Origin of the sequence: Paracoccus sp. (in: a-proteobacteria) (genome assembly GCF_032007265.1) — a bacterium.
Classification (GTDB): domain Bacteria; phylum Pseudomonadota; class Alphaproteobacteria; order Rhodobacterales; family Rhodobacteraceae; genus Paracoccus.
On record NZ_DALZMB010000013.1, the window covers coordinates 1 to 18,693 of the forward strand.

General features: G+C 60.2%; 18 protein-coding genes. 10 read left to right on the plus strand and 8 right to left on the minus strand.

Annotated features, from left to right (window positions below; genetic code table 11):
• From aspS to RTS12_RS04465, 4 genes are all read left to right on the plus strand, one after another.
• The coding region (gene aspS / locus RTS12_RS04450; protein WP_312525897.1) for an aspartate--tRNA ligase at positions 1-1,631 on the plus strand (1,631 nt) is incomplete at its 5' end.
• A gap of 73 nt (positions 1,632-1,704) precedes the next feature.
• Positions 1,705-3,078 (plus strand): DUF1800 domain-containing protein, encoded by a 1,374-nt coding sequence (locus RTS12_RS04455; protein WP_312525899.1) that lies wholly within the window; start codon positions 1,705-1,707, stop codon positions 3,076-3,078.
• Between the two features lie 6 nt (positions 3,079-3,084).
• Positions 3,085-4,260, plus strand: a complete 1,176-nt coding sequence (locus RTS12_RS04460) for a DUF1501 domain-containing protein (RefSeq protein WP_312525900.1) — start codon at positions 3,085-3,087, stop codon at positions 4,258-4,260.
• Positions 4,261-4,301: 41 nt separating this feature from the next.
• Positions 4,302-4,985: a GNAT family protein gene (locus RTS12_RS04465; RefSeq protein ID WP_312525902.1), complete on the plus strand. Its 684-nt coding sequence runs from the start codon at positions 4,302-4,304 to the stop codon at positions 4,983-4,985.
• A gap of 9 nt (positions 4,986-4,994) precedes the next feature.
• Here RTS12_RS04465 and RTS12_RS04470 read toward each other — a convergent pair whose 3' ends face one another.
• Positions 4,995-5,732 carry a response regulator gene (locus RTS12_RS04470; RefSeq protein WP_409455665.1) on the minus strand — a complete coding sequence of 246 codons (738 nt, stop codon included), beginning with the start codon at positions 5,730-5,732 and terminating at the stop codon, positions 4,995-4,997.
• A gap of 135 nt (positions 5,733-5,867) precedes the next feature.
• On the opposite strand from RTS12_RS04470, the gene mce reads away from it, so the two are divergent.
• Both mce and RTS12_RS04480 read left to right on the plus strand, forming a co-directional pair.
• Positions 5,868-6,272, plus strand: coding sequence for a methylmalonyl-CoA epimerase (gene mce / locus RTS12_RS04475; protein ID WP_312525904.1), 405 nt, complete (start codon positions 5,868-5,870; stop codon positions 6,270-6,272).
• Complete coding sequence (locus tag RTS12_RS04480) at positions 6,272-6,532, plus strand: DUF1467 family protein (RefSeq protein WP_312525906.1); 261 nt, start codon at positions 6,272-6,274, stop codon at positions 6,530-6,532. The genes mce and RTS12_RS04480 overlap by 1 nt, the downstream gene beginning before the upstream one ends.
• On the opposite strand, the gene RTS12_RS04485 is transcribed toward RTS12_RS04480, so the two are convergent.
• Together RTS12_RS04485 and RTS12_RS04490 are read right to left on the minus strand one after the other, a co-directional pair.
• Positions 6,498-7,199, minus strand: coding sequence for an EI24 domain-containing protein (locus RTS12_RS04485; RefSeq protein ID WP_312525908.1), 702 nt, complete (start codon positions 7,197-7,199; stop codon positions 6,498-6,500). The two genes, RTS12_RS04480 and RTS12_RS04485, sit on opposite strands and share 35 nt — an antisense overlap.
• Positions 7,196-7,765 carry a nitroreductase gene (locus tag RTS12_RS04490; protein WP_312525910.1) on the minus strand — a complete coding sequence of 190 codons (570 nt, stop codon included), beginning with the start codon at positions 7,763-7,765 and terminating at the stop codon, positions 7,196-7,198. The genes RTS12_RS04485 and RTS12_RS04490 overlap by 4 nt, the downstream gene beginning before the upstream one ends.
• A gap of 160 nt (positions 7,766-7,925) precedes the next feature.
• Between RTS12_RS04490 and RTS12_RS04495 the strand changes: the two genes are divergently transcribed.
• Positions 7,926-8,177 carry a DUF167 domain-containing protein gene (locus tag RTS12_RS04495; protein WP_312525912.1) on the plus strand — a complete coding sequence of 84 codons (252 nt, stop codon included), beginning with the start codon at positions 7,926-7,928 and terminating at the stop codon, positions 8,175-8,177.
• Positions 8,178-8,243: 66 nt separating this feature from the next.
• Here the strand turns inward: RTS12_RS04495 and RTS12_RS04500 are convergent, their stop codons facing one another.
• Positions 8,244-8,489, minus strand: a complete 246-nt coding sequence (locus RTS12_RS04500) for a hypothetical protein (protein ID WP_312525913.1) — start codon at positions 8,487-8,489, stop codon at positions 8,244-8,246.
• Positions 8,490-8,612: 123 nt separating this feature from the next.
• Here RTS12_RS04500 and RTS12_RS04505 point away from each other — a divergent pair, with 123 nt between their 5' ends.
• Both RTS12_RS04505 and RTS12_RS04510 read left to right on the plus strand, forming a co-directional pair.
• Entirely contained in the window at positions 8,613-9,395 is a 783-nt protein-coding gene (locus tag RTS12_RS04505; protein ID WP_312525915.1) for a M48 family metalloprotease, read from the plus strand.
• Between the two features lie 244 nt (positions 9,396-9,639).
• Entirely contained in the window at positions 9,640-10,074 is a 435-nt protein-coding gene (locus tag RTS12_RS04510) for a hypothetical protein (RefSeq protein WP_312525916.1), read from the plus strand.
• Positions 10,075-10,085: 11 nt separating this feature from the next.
• Here RTS12_RS04510 and ilvN read toward each other — a convergent pair whose 3' ends face one another.
• From ilvN to RTS12_RS04525, 3 genes are all read right to left on the minus strand, one after another.
• Complete coding sequence (gene ilvN / locus RTS12_RS04515; protein WP_312525918.1) at positions 10,086-10,646, minus strand: acetolactate synthase small subunit; 561 nt, start codon at positions 10,644-10,646, stop codon at positions 10,086-10,088.
• A 62-nt stretch (positions 10,647-10,708) separates the two neighbouring features.
• Positions 10,709-12,463: an acetolactate synthase 3 large subunit gene (locus RTS12_RS04520; protein WP_312525920.1), complete on the minus strand. Its 1,755-nt coding sequence runs from the start codon at positions 12,461-12,463 to the stop codon at positions 10,709-10,711.
• 177 nt (positions 12,464-12,640) lie between these two features.
• On the minus strand, positions 12,641-13,450 hold the full coding sequence (locus RTS12_RS04525) for an arginyltransferase (RefSeq protein ID WP_312525922.1): 810 nt from the start codon (positions 13,448-13,450) through the stop codon (positions 12,641-12,643).
• Positions 13,451-13,763: 313 nt separating this feature from the next.
• Here RTS12_RS04525 and RTS12_RS04530 point away from each other — a divergent pair, with 313 nt between their 5' ends.
• A complete protein-coding gene (locus tag RTS12_RS04530) occupies positions 13,764-16,553 on the plus strand; it encodes a putative nucleotidyltransferase substrate binding domain-containing protein (RefSeq protein WP_312525924.1) in 2,790 nt (929 codons plus the stop codon).
• Between the two features lie 5 nt (positions 16,554-16,558).
• On the opposite strand, the gene RTS12_RS04535 is transcribed toward RTS12_RS04530, so the two are convergent.
• Positions 16,559-18,655, minus strand: a complete 2,097-nt coding sequence (locus RTS12_RS04535) for a glycosyltransferase family 2 protein (RefSeq protein ID WP_312525926.1) — start codon at positions 18,653-18,655, stop codon at positions 16,559-16,561.
• Between the last annotated feature and the right edge of the window lie 38 nt (positions 18,656-18,693).

An 18,693-nucleotide genomic window follows, 5' to 3' on the forward strand; every position in this document is an offset into this window, starting at 1 on the left:
TGATCGCCGACAGCGACAGCCCGGCTTTTGCCCAGTTGGAAAAGCTGCGCGCGGAAACAGTCATCCGCATCGATGGCAAGGTCAAGCTGCGCGATGCGGCTTTGGTGAATGCCAAACTGCCCACCGGCGAAGTCGAAGTCTATGCCACTGACATGGAAGTGCTTGGCCCGTCCGACGATCTGCCGCTGCCTGTCTTTGGCGATCAGGATTACCCCGAGGAAACGCGCCTAACTTATCGCTTCCTCGATCTGCGCCGTGAAACCTTGCACAACAACATCATGTTGCGCTCCAAGGTCGTGCGCTCGATCCGCAACCGGATGTGGGACAGCGGCTTTACCGAATTCCAGACCCCGATCATCACCGCATCCAGCCCAGAGGGTGCGCGCGACTTCCTGGTGCCCTCGCGTCTGCATCCGGGCAAGTTTTATGCTTTGCCGCAAGCGCCGCAGCAGTTCAAACAGCTGATCATGGTCGCGGGCTTTGACAAGTATTTCCAGATCGCGCCCTGTTTCCGCGACGAGGATCCGCGCGCTGACCGCTCGCCCACCGACTTCTACCAGCTTGATATGGAGATGTCCTTCGTCGAGCAGGAAGACATTTTCGCCAATGTTCAGCCGGTCATTCAGGGCCTGTTCGAGGAATTCGGCGGCGGTCGCCCGGTCGACACGAACTGGCCGCGCATCCCTTATGCGGAATCGATGCTGAAATACGGCAGCGACAAACCCGACCTGCGCAACCCGATCGAAATGCAGATCGTCAGCGATCACTTCCGCGATTCGGGCTTTGCGATTTTCGCCAAGCTGCTCGAGCAGGACGGCACCGAGGTCCGCGCCATTCCCGCGCCGACGGGCGGCTCGCGCAAATTTGCCGACCGCATGAACGCATTTGCTCAGGCGCAGGGCCTTCCGGGCATGGGCTATATCTTCTGGCGCAAAGCCGAGGATGGCTCGACCGAGGCTGCAGGCCCGATCGCCAAAGCGCTGGGTGCCGAGAAAACCGAAGCAATCCGCGTGCAGCTGGGTCTGGGCGAGGGCGATGCTGCCTTCTTCCTGGGCGGCAAGCCCGAGAATTTCGAGGCAGTTGCCGGTCGTGCCCGCAACGAGATTGGCCGCGAATTGGGGCTGACCGTTGAAAACCAGTTCAAATTTGCCTGGATCGTCGACTTCCCGATGTATGAGAAAGCCGACGACGGCAAGATCGACTTCAGCCATAACCCCTTCTCGATGCCGCAAGGCGGGCTTGAAGCGCTGAACAGCCAAGATCCGCTGACGATCAAGGGCTATCAATACGATCTGGCCTGCAACGGCTACGAGCTGATCTCGGGTGCTATCCGCAACCACTCGCCCGAAATCATGTTCAAGGCATTCGAGCTGGCGGGCTATGGCCACGACGAGGTCGAAAAGCGCTTTGGCGGCATGGTCAAGGCTTTCCGCTATGGCGCACCGCCCCACGGCGGCTGTGCGGCCGGGATCGACCGGATCGTGATGCTGCTTGCCGATGAGCAAAACATCCGCGAAGTGATCATGTTCCCGATGAACCAGCGCGCCGAGGATCTGATGATGGGGGCGCCGTCTGAGCCCACCAATGAACAGATGCGCGATCTGCGCCTGCGGGCTCTGCCAAAAGAGTGATCTGACCTCGATCAGAAAATATGCAATACAATGCGGGGGGTAAAATGCCCCCCGTATTTTATGAGGATATCTTTTGGAGTTTGGCTTTCCCGAACTCGCGGCGATCCGTTTAGGTTATGGACTTTCGCCGCATCACCGTCCCTTGGTGGATGCCGATGCTGTTCTAAGCAGCATTTCCTTTAGCGCTCCGCGCGCCGATGCGCCGACGATGGATGAGGCGCGGGCCGCGGCTTTGAAGCTGAACCAGCTGACCAAAGCGCGCGAGGAATCTGACGAACAGATGGCCCAATATAAGGCGTTCCGCCGCGAGATGGACCGCCAGCACTGGCGCGATCTGCAGGCGCGCGTCGCCCGCGCTTTGGATGATCCCAGCGGCTTTGGCGAACGACTGGTCCAGTTCTGGGCCGATCATTTCACCATCCGCGCCAGCGGCCCGACCAACCAGAAAATGCCCGAGGCTTTTGTCAACGAGGCGATCCGCCCTTATCTGCGCGGTCGCTTTGAAGATATGTTCTTTGCCGCCGATACCCATCCGATGATGCTGATCTATCTGAACCAGATCGCCAATGTCGGACCCAATTCGCCCTTTGGCATCAAGCGCCGCAAGCAAGATAAGCCGGTTGGGTTGAACGAAAATCTGGCCCGCGAGGCGCTTGAGCTGCACAGCATTGGCGTGGATGCGAAATACAGCCAAAAGGATGTGCGTGAATTTGCGAAGCTGCTGACCGGGGTGGGCTATAGCACGCAAAATGGCGCAGAGTTTTTGCCCAATCGCGCAGAACCCGGTGCCGAGACCATCTTGGGAAAAAGCTATGGTGGCGGGCGCCCCCCTCGGTTGGAGGAGGTCCGCGAGATCTTTGTCGATCTTGCCCGGCACCCGATGACGGCCCAATATATCTCGCGCAAACTTGCCATCCATTTTCTAAGCGACACCCCTGATGAGGGGGTGGTGGATGCAATGTCCAAGGCTTGGGTCAGCAGTCAGGGCGATCTGAGCCAGGTCTATCGCGTCATGATCACCCATCCCGCCTTGGCCGACAGCTTTCGCCAGAAGATACGCCAGCCCTTTGATTTCATTATCACCGGCCTGCGCGCTTTGGGCGTGACGGGTGACGAATTGCTGGGCTGGGATGAAAAAGCCGTCGTGCGTTATCTGGTCCGGCCCTTGCCCAAAATGGGGCAGCGCTGGGGGCAGCCCAATGGCCCCAATGGCTGGCCCGAGGATGCCGAGGCATGGATCACGCCACAGGCACTGGCGGCGCGTATCAACTGGTCGCTGGATGTGCCAAAGCATCTCAAGGCCGATTTGCCCGATCCGCGCGAGCTGATGCAGACGACCTTTGGCGGCACCCAATCCGAGGCATTGGCCTGGGCCATTCCCAAAGCCGAAAGCGCCGTCGAAGGGGTCGCCCTGATCCTTGCATCGAATGACCTGAACCGAAGGTAGGCGATTATGCTGAACAGACGCGGCTTTTTGCGCGGATCTGCGCTTTTGGGATGTTCGCTTGCTGCGCATCCGCTGATGACACGGGTGACATTTGCCTCGGCGCCGGGCGAGAATCGGCTGGTGGTGATCATCTTGCGCGGGGCCATGGACGGGTTGGATGTGTTCCAGCCCTATGGCGATCCGATGCTTGCCAAAATTCGGCGGACGATCTCGGTCGGGCCGCAACAGGGCGCCTTTGATCTGGACGGCTTTTACGCGCTGCATCCCGCCTTGGAGATGTTGTTGCCGCTGTGGAAATCGGGAGAACTTGCTTTTGGCCAGGCCGTTTCGACCCCCTATCGCGACAAGCGCAGCCATTTTGACGGACAGGATGTGCTTGAAGCAGGAAGCGGCAATGATCTGCCGGAAATCCAAAGGGTTGGCGGTTGGCTGAACCGTCTTTTGCAAGTCATGCCCGGCGCGACATCGGAGACGGCCTATTCGGTCGGTACCGATGAGATGAAAATCCTAAGCGGCAAGATCCGCGCCAAAAGCTGGTCTCCCGATGCCGATCTGGCGCTTTCGGCGCAGGCCCAACTGCTGCTAGAGCAGATCTATCATGAAGATCCCATTTTTCGGGATGCCGCCGCGGATGCAGGCGAGCTGGGCGGCGGGAAGATGGGCGAATTTTCCGCCAAAGGCCCGACGGGGGATGTGCAGGCGCTGGCCCGCTTTGCTGCAAGTCGGCTGAACGGTGAAAGCCGGGTGGCGGCCTATTCGATTACCGGCTGGGATACTCATGCGCAGCAAAAGGGCGTCTTGAGCCGCGCCTTGGCTCGGCTGGGCGATTCCATTCTTGCGCTACGCGACGAGCTGGGCGCGAATTGGCAAAGAACCACGGTCATGGCCATGACTGAATTTGGCCGCACGGCCCGCGAGAATGGCTCGGGCGGGACCGATCATGGCACTGCGGGTGCGCTTTTGATGGCGGGCGGGGCTATTCATGGTGGCAAGGCCTATGGCGACTGGCCGGGCTTGGGCGAGGGGCAGCTTTATGCGGATCGCGATCTGATGCCCCTGCGCGATATCCGCGCCTATTCGGGTTGGGCCATGCACAATCTGTTTGGCGTCTCACGCAGCGATCTTGAAACGCGGATTTTTCCCGGCCTTGATCTTGGGGATGATCCGCGTTTCCTTGGCTAGGCCATGCCGGATTGGGCAGCGGATCGATAAAGGAGATCAGGATGTTGCGACCCATTGGCCCTCAGGTGGCTGACTTTGCGCCTCCTGCGATTCCCGGCCCGACGAAAATCGCAGGGCGCTATGCGCAGCTTGAACGGCTGAACCCCGATCTGCATGCAGGCGATTTGTTTGCGGCCAATGCAGGACAGGATTGGGTCTGGGACTATATGGGTTACGGCCCCTTTGCGACGCTTGCCGATTATACGGCCTGGCAGCAGCAGGCCGCGCGCCAAAGCGATCCCTGTTATTATGCGATCCGCGATCTCAACAGCGGCAAAATCGGCGGGCTGGCATCTTTCTTACGCATCGCACCTGCTGATGGCGTGCTAGAAATCGGACATATCGAGATCGCCCCGACCCTGCAGCGCAGCCCCGCCGCGACCGAGGCCATTGTCATGATGATCAGTTGGGCCTTTCAGGCGGGCTATCGTCGCGTCGAATGGAAATGCGATGCGCTTAATGCCCCCTCGATGGCGGCGGCGCGGCGCTACGGCTTTTCCTTCGAGGGCACCTTCCGCCAGCATATGATCTATAAGGGGCGCAATCGCGACACGGCTTGGTGGGCGATCATCGATCCGGATTGGCCGCGCTTGGCCGCTGCCTATCAGCGCTGGCTAAGCCCTGATAACTTTACCAGCGACGGCAAGCAGATCCAGCGACTGTCCGAGATGACCCTGGCACCCTGAGGCACGCGCCTAGTTTTCGGCCACGGCATCCAGCCGGTCGTGCAGCAGGCCGCTGATGCGCGCCAGATTGGCCGCCAAGGCATTCCCTTGTGCCTGATCGCGCGCCAAATTCTGGGCTGCCTCCTCTAATGGGGCATCATGGACCGAGCGTGCGACCCCGGCCAAAAATCGCGCGATATATTCGATGCTGGATGTGTCGTGGGAATTGGCCAGCACCTCGGCGACATGGGCCAGATCATCGCGAAGCGCCGAGGCATCGGGGCAGATCACATCATCCGGCAGAACCCGCAGGCCGGGGCGGATGAATTCGCGCGGCAGGGCGGCCAGAACGGCTTGCTGAAAGACGGCTAGACGTTCGATCGGTTTGGCCAGAAAGCCCTGTGCCCCGGCCTCTAAAGCAACCGATTCGTTTTCGGGATCACCGGAAATTCCCAAAATGACTGGTGCAGAGGGGATCAGCCCGGTAAAGGCGCGGATCAGTTCTGCGCCGCTGCCATCTGGCAGGCCCATATCCACGATCAGCACAGTCGGACGATAGGTCTTGAGGTGACGCATTGCCGCACGTAGCGAATCCGCGCGTCGGATCCTTGCCCCCGACCGCAGGCACAACAGCCGCAAAGCCTCCGAGGCGAAGCGTGAATCCTCGACCACCAGGACGGTTAACCCGGCAAGGGGGCGGTCAGGCAGCGACTGAGGTCGCCAGACCGGCACCTCGGCCTCGGCGATGGAAGTATCCAGGCCCATCATGGTAAAATCCTCTTTTGGGTGGCATCTTCTGTTCAGAATGGCGCGATTCCCCTAAGAAGCGGTTAACTTGCGTCGGGTTTCGCTTCCCCTATCGGGCTGAGCGGCCTAGAACCTGCCCAAATGCGGAGAGAGCTTGTGATCGGACGCCTTAACCATGTCGCCATCGCCGTGCCTGACCTTCAGGCCGCGGCAGATCAGTATCGCAACATCCTGGGTGCCAAGGTCGGACCCGCGCAAGACGAGCCTGAACATGGGGTGACGGTGGTCTTTATCGAGCTGCCCAACACCAAGATCGAGCTGCTTTACCCATTGGGAGAGGGCAGCCCGATCGCCGGATTTCTGGCCAAAAACCCTTCGGGGGGGATTCACCATATCTGTTACGAAGTCGATGACATCCTTGCCGCACGTGACCAGCTTCGCGCTGGCGGAGCGCGGGTTCTGGGCGATGGTGAGCCCAAGATCGGGGCGCATCGCAAACCGGTTCTGTTCCTTCATCCCAAGGATTTCAACGGAACCCTGATTGAACTGGAGCAAGTCTGATGAATTTGACGGGTGGTATCGTCCTTTACGCCTCGTTGTGGTTTCTGGTGCTGTTTGTGCTTTTGCCGATCGGCCAGAAAAGCCAAGCCGATGTCGGGATCGTGACGCCGGGCACGCCCGCTGGTGCGCCCCACGAGCCGCAGCTGATGCGCAAAGCAATCTGGTCCACGATCATCACGACGATCCTGTGGGCGGTGATTGCCTGGATCATCTTTGGTGACATCATCACTCGCGCCGATATTGCGCGGACTTTTGGCTAAGATGAAAGAAATGGGTGAAGGCCGCCGCTGCCAGAACCGGAATGACGATGTTCAGCACCGGTACTGAAAGCAGCAGGGCGATCATCACCCCCAAGGCCATGATCTGGCCCGAGAGCTGCCGGCGAAGGTTGCTGGCAGCTTGACCTGAAACATGACGCCTTGCGGCCATCGCAAAGAACTCGCGGCCCAAAAGCCTGCCATTCGCGCCGTAAAACAGTACCGGCGCCAGCGGGCCCAGAAACGGTGTCAGGATCAGTGACACGATGCCAATCAGCAGCGACGCGCCAACCAGCGCAAATGATTCCAGCACACTGTCCCAAAAATCGACCGATTTCGGTCTAGCCGCAGGATAGTGGATCTCTTCGACGGCATTGGCGACATTTTCGGTAAACAGGCCTGAAAAAGCCATGGCGACCGGGGCCATCAGGAAAAAGCCCATCAGCGGAAACAGCGCCAAAGAGCCCCAGGACAGCGGGGCTGCCAGTGCGATCTCACCCAGATAGGGCAAGGTGAAAGATCCGGGCATCACAGCCCGGATCAGCCAGAAAAGTCCAGCCTGCAAAGCCACGAACAGCAAGATCGTCAGCCCGACCCCCAATAGCACCACGCTAAGGATGCGAGGGCGAAACAGATCGCGCCATGCCCGTGCCAATGCCTTGACGATCATGGCAGGAAGGTCGCCTTGGCTGCGATTTCGGGGCGCGGGCGCTCGGGCGGGGTGGATTGGGCCTGACCGATATGGATCAGACCAACCACACGCTCGCCTGATTGCAGCCCCAGATGGGCATTGGCGAATTCGGGTTGCGCTGCGGGGCCAGTCAGCCAGGCCGCGCCATAGCCCGAGGCCAGCGCCGCATTGACCAGCGAAAGACATACTGCCCCCGAGGACAGGAACTGTTCCCATTCGGGGATCTTGGGGCTGTCGACGGGGGCGGAAATCACCGCAACAATCACCGGCGAAGCAAAGGCCGAGCGCGCTTTTTCGATGGCTGCCTCATCCGCACCTTTGGCTGCGACATAATCCGCAAGGACCGGCGCAAGGCGGTCAAGGGTTTCGCGGCCAAGCACGACAAAGCGCCAGGGCTCTAGCTTGCCGTGATCCGGAACGCGCGCCGCCAAAGTCAGCAGGCGCAAAAGCGCCTCGTGGCTGGGGGCGGGGCCTTGGAGCAGCTTGGGGGGATGCGAGCGGCGATGACCAAGAAAGGTCAGGGTTTCGGTTTGGGTCTGGGTCATGCGATCCTCGCAGTTTCAGGCGGCAGGGCAGGGGCAAGATAGCCCGCTTGTCTAGACACTGCCATAGCCAGCGCCGGCGCAGGGCGATGTTGCGGGCCCGCCATGCGCGATCCCGCCCAAGCAGTCTTGCCAAATCCCGGTGCAGGCGCTTGATGGGCGCATGAGCGATCTTGGCCATCTTGCCCAGCCGGGCCGAACACTTGAGGTCCGCGTGACGCCGCGGGCGTCGCGCAATGGGGTAAGTTGCGACGAAAGCGGCGTCATCCGCGTCACCACCACCACCGTCCCTGAAGGCGGCAAGGCCAATGCCGAGGTCATCAAGCTGCTGGCCAAGGCGCTGGGAATTGCCAAGTCACGGCTAACGCTTTTGCGCGGCGCAAGCGGGCGCGACAAATTGTTCCGCATCGACTGACGGATGTGAAGGCTGGCCAGCCTGTCAGGCAGGCGGCCTGCGCCTTCCTGGCCCTAGTTCCTGGCCCTAGTCAGGACGCGCGAGACGGTAGTTCCCTTCGGGCAGGTTCAGTGCGGCACGCAGCTCGTCCAGCTGCTCGGTGCTCAGGACAATACGGGCGATGGTATCACCTTCGGCATTTGCCTGCTCGACGATCACCCGGTCGTCAAACGCCAGAATCGTGACATCTTCGTTCAGGGGGCGGGTATTGGTCTCGGATTCGTCGATTAGGGTGATGACGGTGGCGTCGAAATCATGCTCGATGGTGAACATCTTGGTAACCTCTCTGTATTCCGACAACATTTGCGTGAAAGATTGTCGGCGCAGGGCTGATGGGCTTGGCGTGGCGTCGTCGTCAAGGATAGATAGCGGGTAAATCTGCTGTGAGGTATGACGATGCGGAAATTTCTCGGGACTGGCATGGTTCTGGCGTTGAGCCTGGTGGTTTCGGGCTGTGTTGCGCCGGGGCAGATGCAAATGCCGGGCCAGCTGCCTTCGGGTCAGCTTCCGGGGGTGCCAGGTGGGACCCCTGTGGTCGGCGCGCCCTCGCCCGATTTCGCGGCCAGCCCCCAAGAGGCCGCACGTGGCTTTGCCCAGGTCATTCGCAAGATGGAGCCAGAGGTCGAACGCGAATGCCTGCAGCGGCGCACCCAGCCGATCAATTGTGACTTTCAATTCGTTGTCGATGATCGCCCGGGCCTAGAGCCGAATGCATTTCAAACTGTCGATAATACCGGGCGTCCCATCATCGGCTTTACCTTGTCGCTGATCGCCGAAGCTCGCAATGCCGATGAACTGGCCTTTGTCGTCGGCCACGAGGCCAGCCATCACATTCTGGGCCACATCAATCGCAAATCCAGTGCGGCGTCTGCGGGGGCCGTCATTCTGGGCGGGCTGGCCAGCGCTTATGGCGGCAGCGAATCAGCGATTCGCTCGGCGCAGGACATTGGGGCGCAAATGGGCGCGCGCTACTACTCCAAGGATTGGGAGCTTGAAGCAGACTACCTTGGCGCGATTGTGACGCTGAATGCCGGATATGATCCCGAACATGGCGCACAATTTTTTGCGCGCATCCCCGATCCGGGTGATCGGGTGCTGGGTACTCACCCCTCGCGGGCGGCGCGCATGGCTCAAGTCGCGCGGGCCGTGCAAGATTACCGCACAGGACAATTCCGCTAGGCCATGATCGGGGGGCGATACTCTTGAAAGTTGTATCTTGTTTGCGTTGCAGCGCTAAAAACGCTAAGATTTCCACACGTTATAAGGGTGAAAATCGATGACGTGCCGTCACAGCTTTCTTTCGGAATCTGATTTGCTTTAAAAACTCCTTTTACAGAACTGCCGCTGCAAGTAGGTTGCATCGGCAAGTTGTTGCTTACTGCGGCGCTGTGCGCGGCGGTAAAAGTCGAGGTTAGGAGCGGCCATGATTGGCGTGATTGTATGGAGCAGTGCGGCCAAACAGAAGGCCGTTGTTTGGTGCGAAGATCAGGGCGCGCTGGCCTATCTGCAGGGCCGTGACAATGTCATTGGTAAAGCGGGATGGCCCGAGGCCGGGGATATGATCGCCCTGGAAACCGAGGTTCGCGGCGAACTGCGCCATGCCTTCAACGTGCGGGTCATCGAAGAGCGCAAATGCAGCGATCTGCCCAGCCTGCTGCGTGGCGTGGGCGCTGGCGGGGGCGCTGGCGAGGGCCAGGCAGCTTCGACCTCGAGTGCGGCCAAGCCTCAGAAGGCGGCTGCGGCGCGTCCGCAGCTGCGCGTCGTGGCATCGCAGGATAGCGTAAATATTGAACCGGATGCCTTTCGTGAAAAGCACCCGGCACTGTTTGCTGTGAAATCGGCAGGAAAGCTGCGCTGAGCCCTTAGGGCTCAGGCGCCGCGCGACAATGCGGCAACGCCCGTCCGGGCAAGATCGATCAGCCCCAGCGGGCGCATCAGATCAGCGAAGGCATCCAGTTTCTCGGATGTTCCCGTCATCTCGAAAACAAAGCTTTCCAGGGTGGAATCGACCACGTTGGCGCGAAAGATTTCGGCAATGCGCAGTGCTTCGACGCGCTTTTCGCCCTGACCTTTGACTTTGAACAGCCCTAGTTCACGCTCGACCGAAGGGCCGTCCACGGTCAGGTCATGGACCTCGTGCACGGGCACAATGCGGCCCAGCTGTGCTTTGATCTGCTCGATCACCGAAGGCGTGCCGCGCGTCACGATGGTGATGCGCGAGCGATGCCCCGCATGATCCACCTCGGCGACGGTCAGGCTGTCTATGTTATAGCCGCGCCCGGAAAACAGGCCAATGACACGCGCCAGCACGCCGGCTTCGTTATCGACCAGAACGGCCAAAGTATGCGATTCCTCGATCTGGGAATTCGGGTCGCGCAGATCATAGGCCGAATGGCTGGTTGCGCCTTGCTGGATATTCAATGCCGCCATGATGGCCTCACTTCATGAAACTTGGGGAGAATGACCGGGGGCGGACCCCCGGCCTGCATGGCTTAGACCAAAGCGCCGCCTGCGCCGGTGATCGCGCCATCGGTGGCGTCTTCGGGCAAGAGCATCTCGTTGTGAGGCTTGCCCGAAGGAATCATAGGCAGGCAGTTCTCGTGCTTTTCGACCAGGACGTCCAGAACGAAGGGGCCGTCGTAATCCAGCATCTCTTGGATCGCATCATCCAGCTCGGCCGGATCGGAGACCACGCGGCCCTTGCAGCCGAAAGCCTCGGCCAGCTTGACGAAGTCAGGCAGGCTTTCCGACCAGCTTTGGCTATAGCGCTCACCATGCAGCAGTTGCTGCCACTGACGCACCATGCCCAGACGCTCGTTGTTCATGATGAATTGCTTGACCGGGGCGCGGAACTGTACTGCCGTGCCCATTTCCTGCATGTTCATCAGCCAGCTGGCATCACCAGCGACGTTGATCACCAAGGCTTCAGGATGCGCCACCTGCGCGCCGATCGAGGCGGGCAGGCCATAGCCCATCGTGCCCAAACCACCCGACGTCATCCAATGGTTCGGATCGTCGAAATGCAGATACTGCGCCGCCCACATCTGATGCTGACCCACTTCGGTCGAGATATAGGGCTTGCGGTCCTTGGTCAGCGCATGCAGGCGATCCAGCGCATATTGCGGTTTGATCACATCGCCTTGCTGCTTATAGGCAAGGCATTTGCGCGCCTTCCACTGCTCGATCTGGACCCACCATTGCGCAAGCGCATCGCTGTTGGTCTTGCGACCGCGCGATTTCCAGATCTTGAGCAGATCCTCAAGGACATGGCCGACATCGCCCACAATCGCCAGATCGACGCGGATGACCTTGTTGATCGAGCTGGGGTCGATATCGATATGCGCCTTGATCGAGCCCGGGCTGAAATCGGCCACGCGACCGGTGATGCGGTCGTCAAAGCGCGCACCGATATTGATCATCAGATCGCAATCATGCATCGCCATATTGGCCTCATAGAGGCCGTGCATCCCCAACATACCCAACCAGGATTTGCCGGTGGCCGGATAGGCGCCCAAGCCCATCAGGGTCGAAGTCACCGGAAAACCGGTCGCATCGGCCAGTTCGCGCAGCAATTGGCTGGCACCCGGACCCGAGTTGATAACCCCGCCGCCGGTATAAAGGATCGGACGCTCGGCCTTTTCGAGCAGCTCGACCAGCTTGGTGATCTGATCGATATCGCCGCGTTTCGTGGGCTGATACGTGCTGACATCGACCTGCTTCGGCCCGACATATTCACCGGTCGCAAATTGCACATCCTTTGGAATATCGACCAGAACCGGGCCGGGACGGCCGGTGGTGGCGACATGAAAGGCGCGGTGCAGCGTTTGGCTAAGTGCGTCGGTATCTTTCACCAGCCAGTTATGCTTGGTGCAAGGGCGGGTGATGCCGATGGTATCAGCCTCTTGAAACCCGTCCGAGCCGATCAGGAAAGTCGGAACCTGACCTGACAAAACGACCAGCGGGATTGAATCCATCAGCGCATCGGTCAGGCCGGTGACCGCATTGGTCGCCCCCGGACCCGAGGTGACCAGCACAACGCCGGGTTTGCCGGTGGTGCGGGCATAGCCCTCGGCCATGTGAACCGCGCCTTGTTCATGGCGCACCAGAATGTGCTTGATATCGTTTTGCTGGAAGAGCTCGTCATAAATGGGTAGTACCGCGCCCCCCGGATAGCCGAATACAGTATCGACACCCTGATCGCGCAGAGCTTCGATAACCATCCTTGCACCGGTCATGCTTCGGGACATGCCCATTCTCCGTCATTTTTTTCCAATTGCGCTCGCTCGACCCCAGCAATCTGCGGGCCGCGAACTCGGTGCAAACTATGTGGGTGGCAGCCAAGGGTCAATGGCTGCTCGCCAAGAAAATGACGAATGATGGCGAATTATTGTAATTATATTTCGGTTCGTTGACCGAATTCGCAATTATCCCTTGTCATATGGCAAGGAGATGCGGGCAACCTGTTCAACAATCGGCTCGACCGATAGGGTGTCAATGTCATCGCGATGGGCGTTACGGTCCCCAATCGGCTGCCAGACACCCCCCTTATAGATCTCAAGCGCACCGAAGCGGCCCTTGTAGTCCATCTTGCGACTGCCGGGAACCCAATAGCCTAGGTAGACAAAGGGCAGGTTGGCACTGCGCGCAAGCTCGATATGATCCAGGATGATATGCGTGCCCAGGCTGCGCTGCTCGAGCGAGGGGTCATAGAAGCTGTAGACCAGGCTCAGACCGTCATCCAGAATATCGGTCAGGCAAATTCCCAGCAATTGCTGGCTGGGCAGGCGATATTCCATGACGCGGGTGCGCACTGGCGTTTCTTCGATCATGGCGGCGAATTCGAAAATATCCATATCCGCCATCCCGCCATCGACATGGCGGCTGTCCAGATACAGTCTGAACAGATCGTGCTGCTCTTCGGTGGCCCAGGCGCTGGTGGCCAGCCGACGCAGATCGGCATTGCGCCGCTCAACCCGGCGCTGCGAGCGGGAGGGCTGGAAATCCGCAACCCGGATGCGGGCTGACATGCAGGCCACACAGGTCTCGCAGCTGGGTCGGTAAAGCACGTTCTGTGATCGGCGAAAGCCCTGACGCGACAGGACGTTGTTCAGCTCGACCGCGCCTTCGCCCGTCAGGGCAGTGAACAACTTCCGCTCGGCGCGACCATGCAAATAAGGGCATGGCTGTGGGGCTGTGACGTAAAATTGTGGCGCATTGGGTCGGTTATGCCGCATCTATATCCCATCCTTTGCACGCGATCCGTCGCCCGAACGCGCGCTCGTGCATAAGATGCCATGCCTTGATCGCATCTGCCGGCCCAAAGGCCGCAGCGATTGAAAGGCTGGAAAATCGAAGCACTGTTTTCATAAGGCGCTTGAGTGACGACGGGGTTTGAATCGCAGGCGTTTGTATAAGGAGTTCAGGATCAACGACGTTTAGCCTAACAACAGATCAGGACAAGGCCAAGCGTCGAAACCCTTAGAATGTCTGTCAACGCGCGCTGTCGATCATGGTTGCAACTGCTTGGCTCCGCGCTAGGCTGCGGCGATGGATTTCGCCGCACGTATCACCCGCTTTCCGCTTTCCAGCGATCTGGCCCGTGGCCAGGCTGCGCTAGAGCATTTCCCCGGACTTTCAGGGCCGTTGGCAAGGCTGATCGAAGGGACTGCGGGATCTAGCCCCTATCTTGCGGGATCGATCACGACCGAGGCCGCATGGCTGCTGGAGGCGCTGGATCATGGCGATATTCTGGCGCGCGAGACCGCAGATTTCGAGGCGTTGGGCGCCGAGGCGCTGGGACCGGCACTGCGACGTGCCAAACGCCGGATCGCGCTTTGGCTTGCGCTGGCCGATCTGGGCGGGGTTTGGGCGCTGGAAGACATCACCGGCACGCTTAGTAATTTCGCCGATCGTGCAACCGATCTGGCGTTGCGGGCCCATATCGCAACTGAAATCGCGCGCAAAAAACTGCCCGAGACAACCGCCGATGCGGGCGGCATCATCGTGCTTGCGATGGGGAAAATGGGCGCGGGCGAGCTGAATTATAGTTCAGATATCGATCTGATCGTGCTTTTCGATGAAACCGCCTATGCGCCGGAAGATCAACAAGAGGCAAGGGCTGCTTTGATCCGCGCGACGCGCAAGGCGGTGGCCACCCTGTCTGATATTACCGATCAGGGCTATGTTTTCCGCACCGATTTGCGGCTGCGCCCCGATGCTTCGGTGACGCCGGTTTGCATTTCGACCGCCGCTGCCTTGCGCTATTATGAGGCCGAGGGCCGCACTTGGGAACGCGCGGCCTATATCAAAGCCCGTGCCTGTGCCGGAAATATCGCCGCGGGCCAGCGGTTTTTGGACGAGATGCGCCCCTTTATCTGGCGACGTCACCTTGATTTCGCGACGGTGCAGGACACGCAGGATATGCGGCTGCGCATTCGCGAACATAAGGGGCTGCAAGGCCGTATGACCTTGCCGGGCCATGACATGAAACTTGGCCGGGGCGGTATTCGTGAGATCGAATTTTTTACCCAGACCCGCCAGCTGATCTCGGGCGGGCGCGATCCTGATTTGCGGGCGCGCGGCACGGTCGAGGGGCTGACGCAACTGGCGCAAAAGGGGTGGCTTGGCCGCGATGAGGCACATGAGCTGATTGATCTTTACCGCTCGCATCGCGAGGTCGAGCATCGGATTCAAATGGTCAACGATGCCCAGACCCATCTTTTGCCCGTCACCGACCACGGCATCGATGGCATCGCGCGTATGATGGGCGCGTCCGATACGGCCGCCTGGTCTCGCGATTTGCTCGCTCGGCTCGAGCGGGTCGAGACGCTGACCAGTGACTTTTTCGTCCCCGTTGAAACCGAGGCCAGGCCGGTGCTTTCGCCCGAGGCACAGGCCGTTATCAATGGCTGGCGCAGCTATCCGGCCCTTCGTTCCCAACGTGCGCGCCAGATCTTTCAGCGCATCGAGGCCGATTTGCTGACGCGGATGCAGCGCGCCGCCGACCCATCGGACGCGCTTGCCCGCTTTGACGCATTCCTGGCCGGACTGCCTGCCGGTGTGCAGCTTTTCTCGCTTTTCGAGGCTAACCGCCATCTGATCGAGCTGATCGTGGATATCTGTGGCACTGCACCGGCTTTGGCGGGCTATCTGGCACGACATCCGGATGTATTGGATGCGGTTTTGGGGGGAAGCTTCTTTTCACCTTGGCCCGGCTCTGCCTCTTTGGGGCAAGAACTGGCGGGGCTGCTGGACAATAGCAGATCCACGGGCGGCGGGGATTATGAGCGTGGATTGGATGATGCGCGGCGTTGGGCGCATGAATGGCAATTCCGGATCGGTGTTCATCACCTGCGCGCGCTGATCAGCGCCGAAGAGGCCGCCACCCAATATGCCGATGTGGCCGAGGCGGCGATCTCGGCGCTGTTTCCCTTCGTTGGCGCGGAGTTTGCGCGCAAGCACGGCCCCCCCCCGGGCCGGGGGGCGGTGATCATGGGCATGGGGTCGCTGGGGGCGCATCGGTTGAATGCAGCCTCTGATCTTGATCTGATCGTGATCTATGACAATGGCGATGAGGACAGCTCTCAGGGGCCGCGTCCTTTGGCGGCCCGACCCTATTATGCGCGGCTGACGCAGGCGATGATCACCGCGATTTCCGCGCCCACAGCCGCCGGGCGGTTGTTCGAGGTGGATATGCGCCTGCGTCCCTCGGGACGACAGGGCCCCCTGGCGACGTCGATCCACTCGTTTGAAAACTACCAGCGTAACGAGGCATGGACCTGGGAGCATCTGGCCCTGACACGCGCAAGGGTGATTGCCGGGCTGGGCGCCGATGGTGCTGCGCTTGGCCATCAGGTCGAGGCTTTGCGCGCCGACATTCTGCGCGATTGCGGGGGCAAGGATAATGTTTCGGCGGATCTGGCTGAAATGCGTCAGCGCATCTTTTCGGCCAAGGGCAACGATTCACCTTGGCAGGCCAAAATTGGCCCGGGAAAGCTGCAAGATCTGGAATTGCTGGCGCAGTCATTTGCCTTGCGCAGCGCAAGTCCCGCACGCGGCACCATCGCCCAGATCCGGTCGGGTCAGCGCGCCGGGTTGATTTCGGCCCAAGATGGTGCAGCCCTTGCCTCGGCCTATCGGTTTTACTGGAGTGTGCGCTGCACAAGCAAACTTCTGAGCCTAAGCAGCTTTGATCCCGAAGCCCTGGGGCAGGGCGGCCAAGAGATCCTGTTGCGCGAAACCGGATGTGACGATCTGGCTGGCCTTCGCACGCGCTTGGCTGAAACCTCGGCACTTACGACCTCGATCATCGAAAGCACCCTGCAAGCCGAGACTTGAGACCATTAGGAAATCTGGCCAAGCAGGTCCAAATCGGCGTGATCGTGACCTTCGCGACTGTGCTGAGCCGTTGGGCTGAGCGCCCCTGCGCCCTGGCGTCTTAGAGGAATGATTTCGGGCTGGCGTTGGGCGGGGGCAAGGGGCTCGACCTCGGTGGCATCAGGCGTGACATCGAAATGGCCGTGGCTGGTCTTATCCCAATAAAATGGCCGGGTGACGACTTCGTAGATCGCCTTCCACGCGGCAAGACAGCCAAGCGGAAAGTAAAAATGCAAGGTCGGCACCCAGGGCATCAAATGGCGATGGTCCTTGCCGCGCACGGCCCAAAGACCGGTGACGATGTTGATAACCTCGGTCAGGATCAGCAATCCAACCAATCCTTGGATCAGCGTGCCGCCCGCAAGGCTTGAAAGTGGCGTGGCGACCGGATGAGGCAGGCCAAAGGCAAGCAACCAAAAACTCCACAGAAGCGGGGCCAGAAGATATTGTGAGAGACCGCCCAGGAATTGCGCCTGAAAGCCCAGAAAGCGGCGTGGGCCCAGCTCGCGCCACAGGGCCACTGGATCGCGCATATGAACGGCCCAGGTCATTGCATAGCCCTTGAGCCAGCGAGAGCGTTGGCGAACCCAGGGCAAGGCACGGCAATTGGCCTCTTCATGGGTGACGGTATCGATCATTTCCGTGCGCCAGCCGCGCCGCGCCAGCCTTACGCCCAGATCAGCGTCTTCGGTGACGTTGAATGCATCCCAACAGCCGACTTTTTCAAGAATGTCGCGACGAATGAACAAAGTCGTGCCGCCCAAGGGAACCACCAGACCCAATTGGGCCACGCCGCGCAGATTGGCGCGAAACCAGCTGGCATATTCGATGGTGAAACAGCGCGAGAGCCAGTTCGAGCGTGGGTTATAATAATCCAAGATCCCCTGCACACAGGCAACTTCGGGCGGGGCAAAGTGAAAGTGGCGAGCGACTTTATGCAGCTGATCTGGCTCGGGACGATCCTCTGCGTCCCAGATCCCGATGATCTGACCTCGACAAAAATTCAGGGCATAGTTCAACGCGCGCGGTTTGGTCTTGATCGGCCCGTCGGGCACAGTCACAACCCGCATCCAAAAGGGCAGCTCGGCCTTGGCAAGCGCCTCGCGGGTGATCAGATCGCTTTCTTCGATCACCAGCAGCACATCTGTCAGCTCGCGCGGGTAGGTCAGGCCAGACAGCCGCTGCACCAGACGCTCGGCGATGTCGGATTCCGCAAACATCGGCACCATCACCGAGATCATCGGCAATGGGTCGCGCATTTCGGGGGGCGGGCTGAAATCGGCAAGGCTTTGCACAGGCTTGCGCCTGCCTCGCGCATCCGCGCGCAGGACCGAAAGAAAGGCTGCGACCTTGATCGTCATACAGGCGATCAGCGTCACGATTGCCCAGCCGGTCAGCAGGATCAGCATCACCTGAGGCAGCAGGTAAAGCCCCAGACCCAAGGTGAGAATGCATGCTGCCGCAAGGCCAGCAGTGCGGGTCTCATTGCGCGTGCGACAGCTTTCATGCGGCGGAACCCGGTTTTCGGCCCGACGCACCAAGGCTGTTTTGCGGCTGCCCAGTACCGCCTCGCGAAGCGCGGTATCGGGGCACAGCAACATGCGTAATTCGCCAAAGTTTGCAGGCAGCAGGTGCCGGGTTGCCTCGAAACGGTCAGGGCGAGAGGTGGCGACATAAGTTATGCCGCCCACGCGGCGCCAGGGAACCAGCCCATTGGACAAACATTGATCAACGCCGAATCGGTCGATCAAGCGCGGATCGGGGGGAAAGGCTGCCAGATCGACCATGCTGGTGCGCCATTGCCGCGACAGGGCGCGTGCCAGATCGGCCTCGCTGACCCAGCCGCGCGCCAGAAGGATTTCCCCCAATGGGACATCCTGGCGCTTGCGCATCACCACGGCTTTAAGCAGGTTTTGTGGGGAAACCGCCTGATCTTCGATCAGAATCTGTCCCAAGGGGCGCAGGTCGCGCTCTTGAAAGACCTCGGCCCGTGGCTGGGCGGGGGCAGTGTCGGCGGCAGGGGCCGCGCGGAATGTATCGGTCAGCGCGATAATGGCAGACATAGGGCCTCTCGCCGTGAGAATTTCCCTCTTGTGCCACA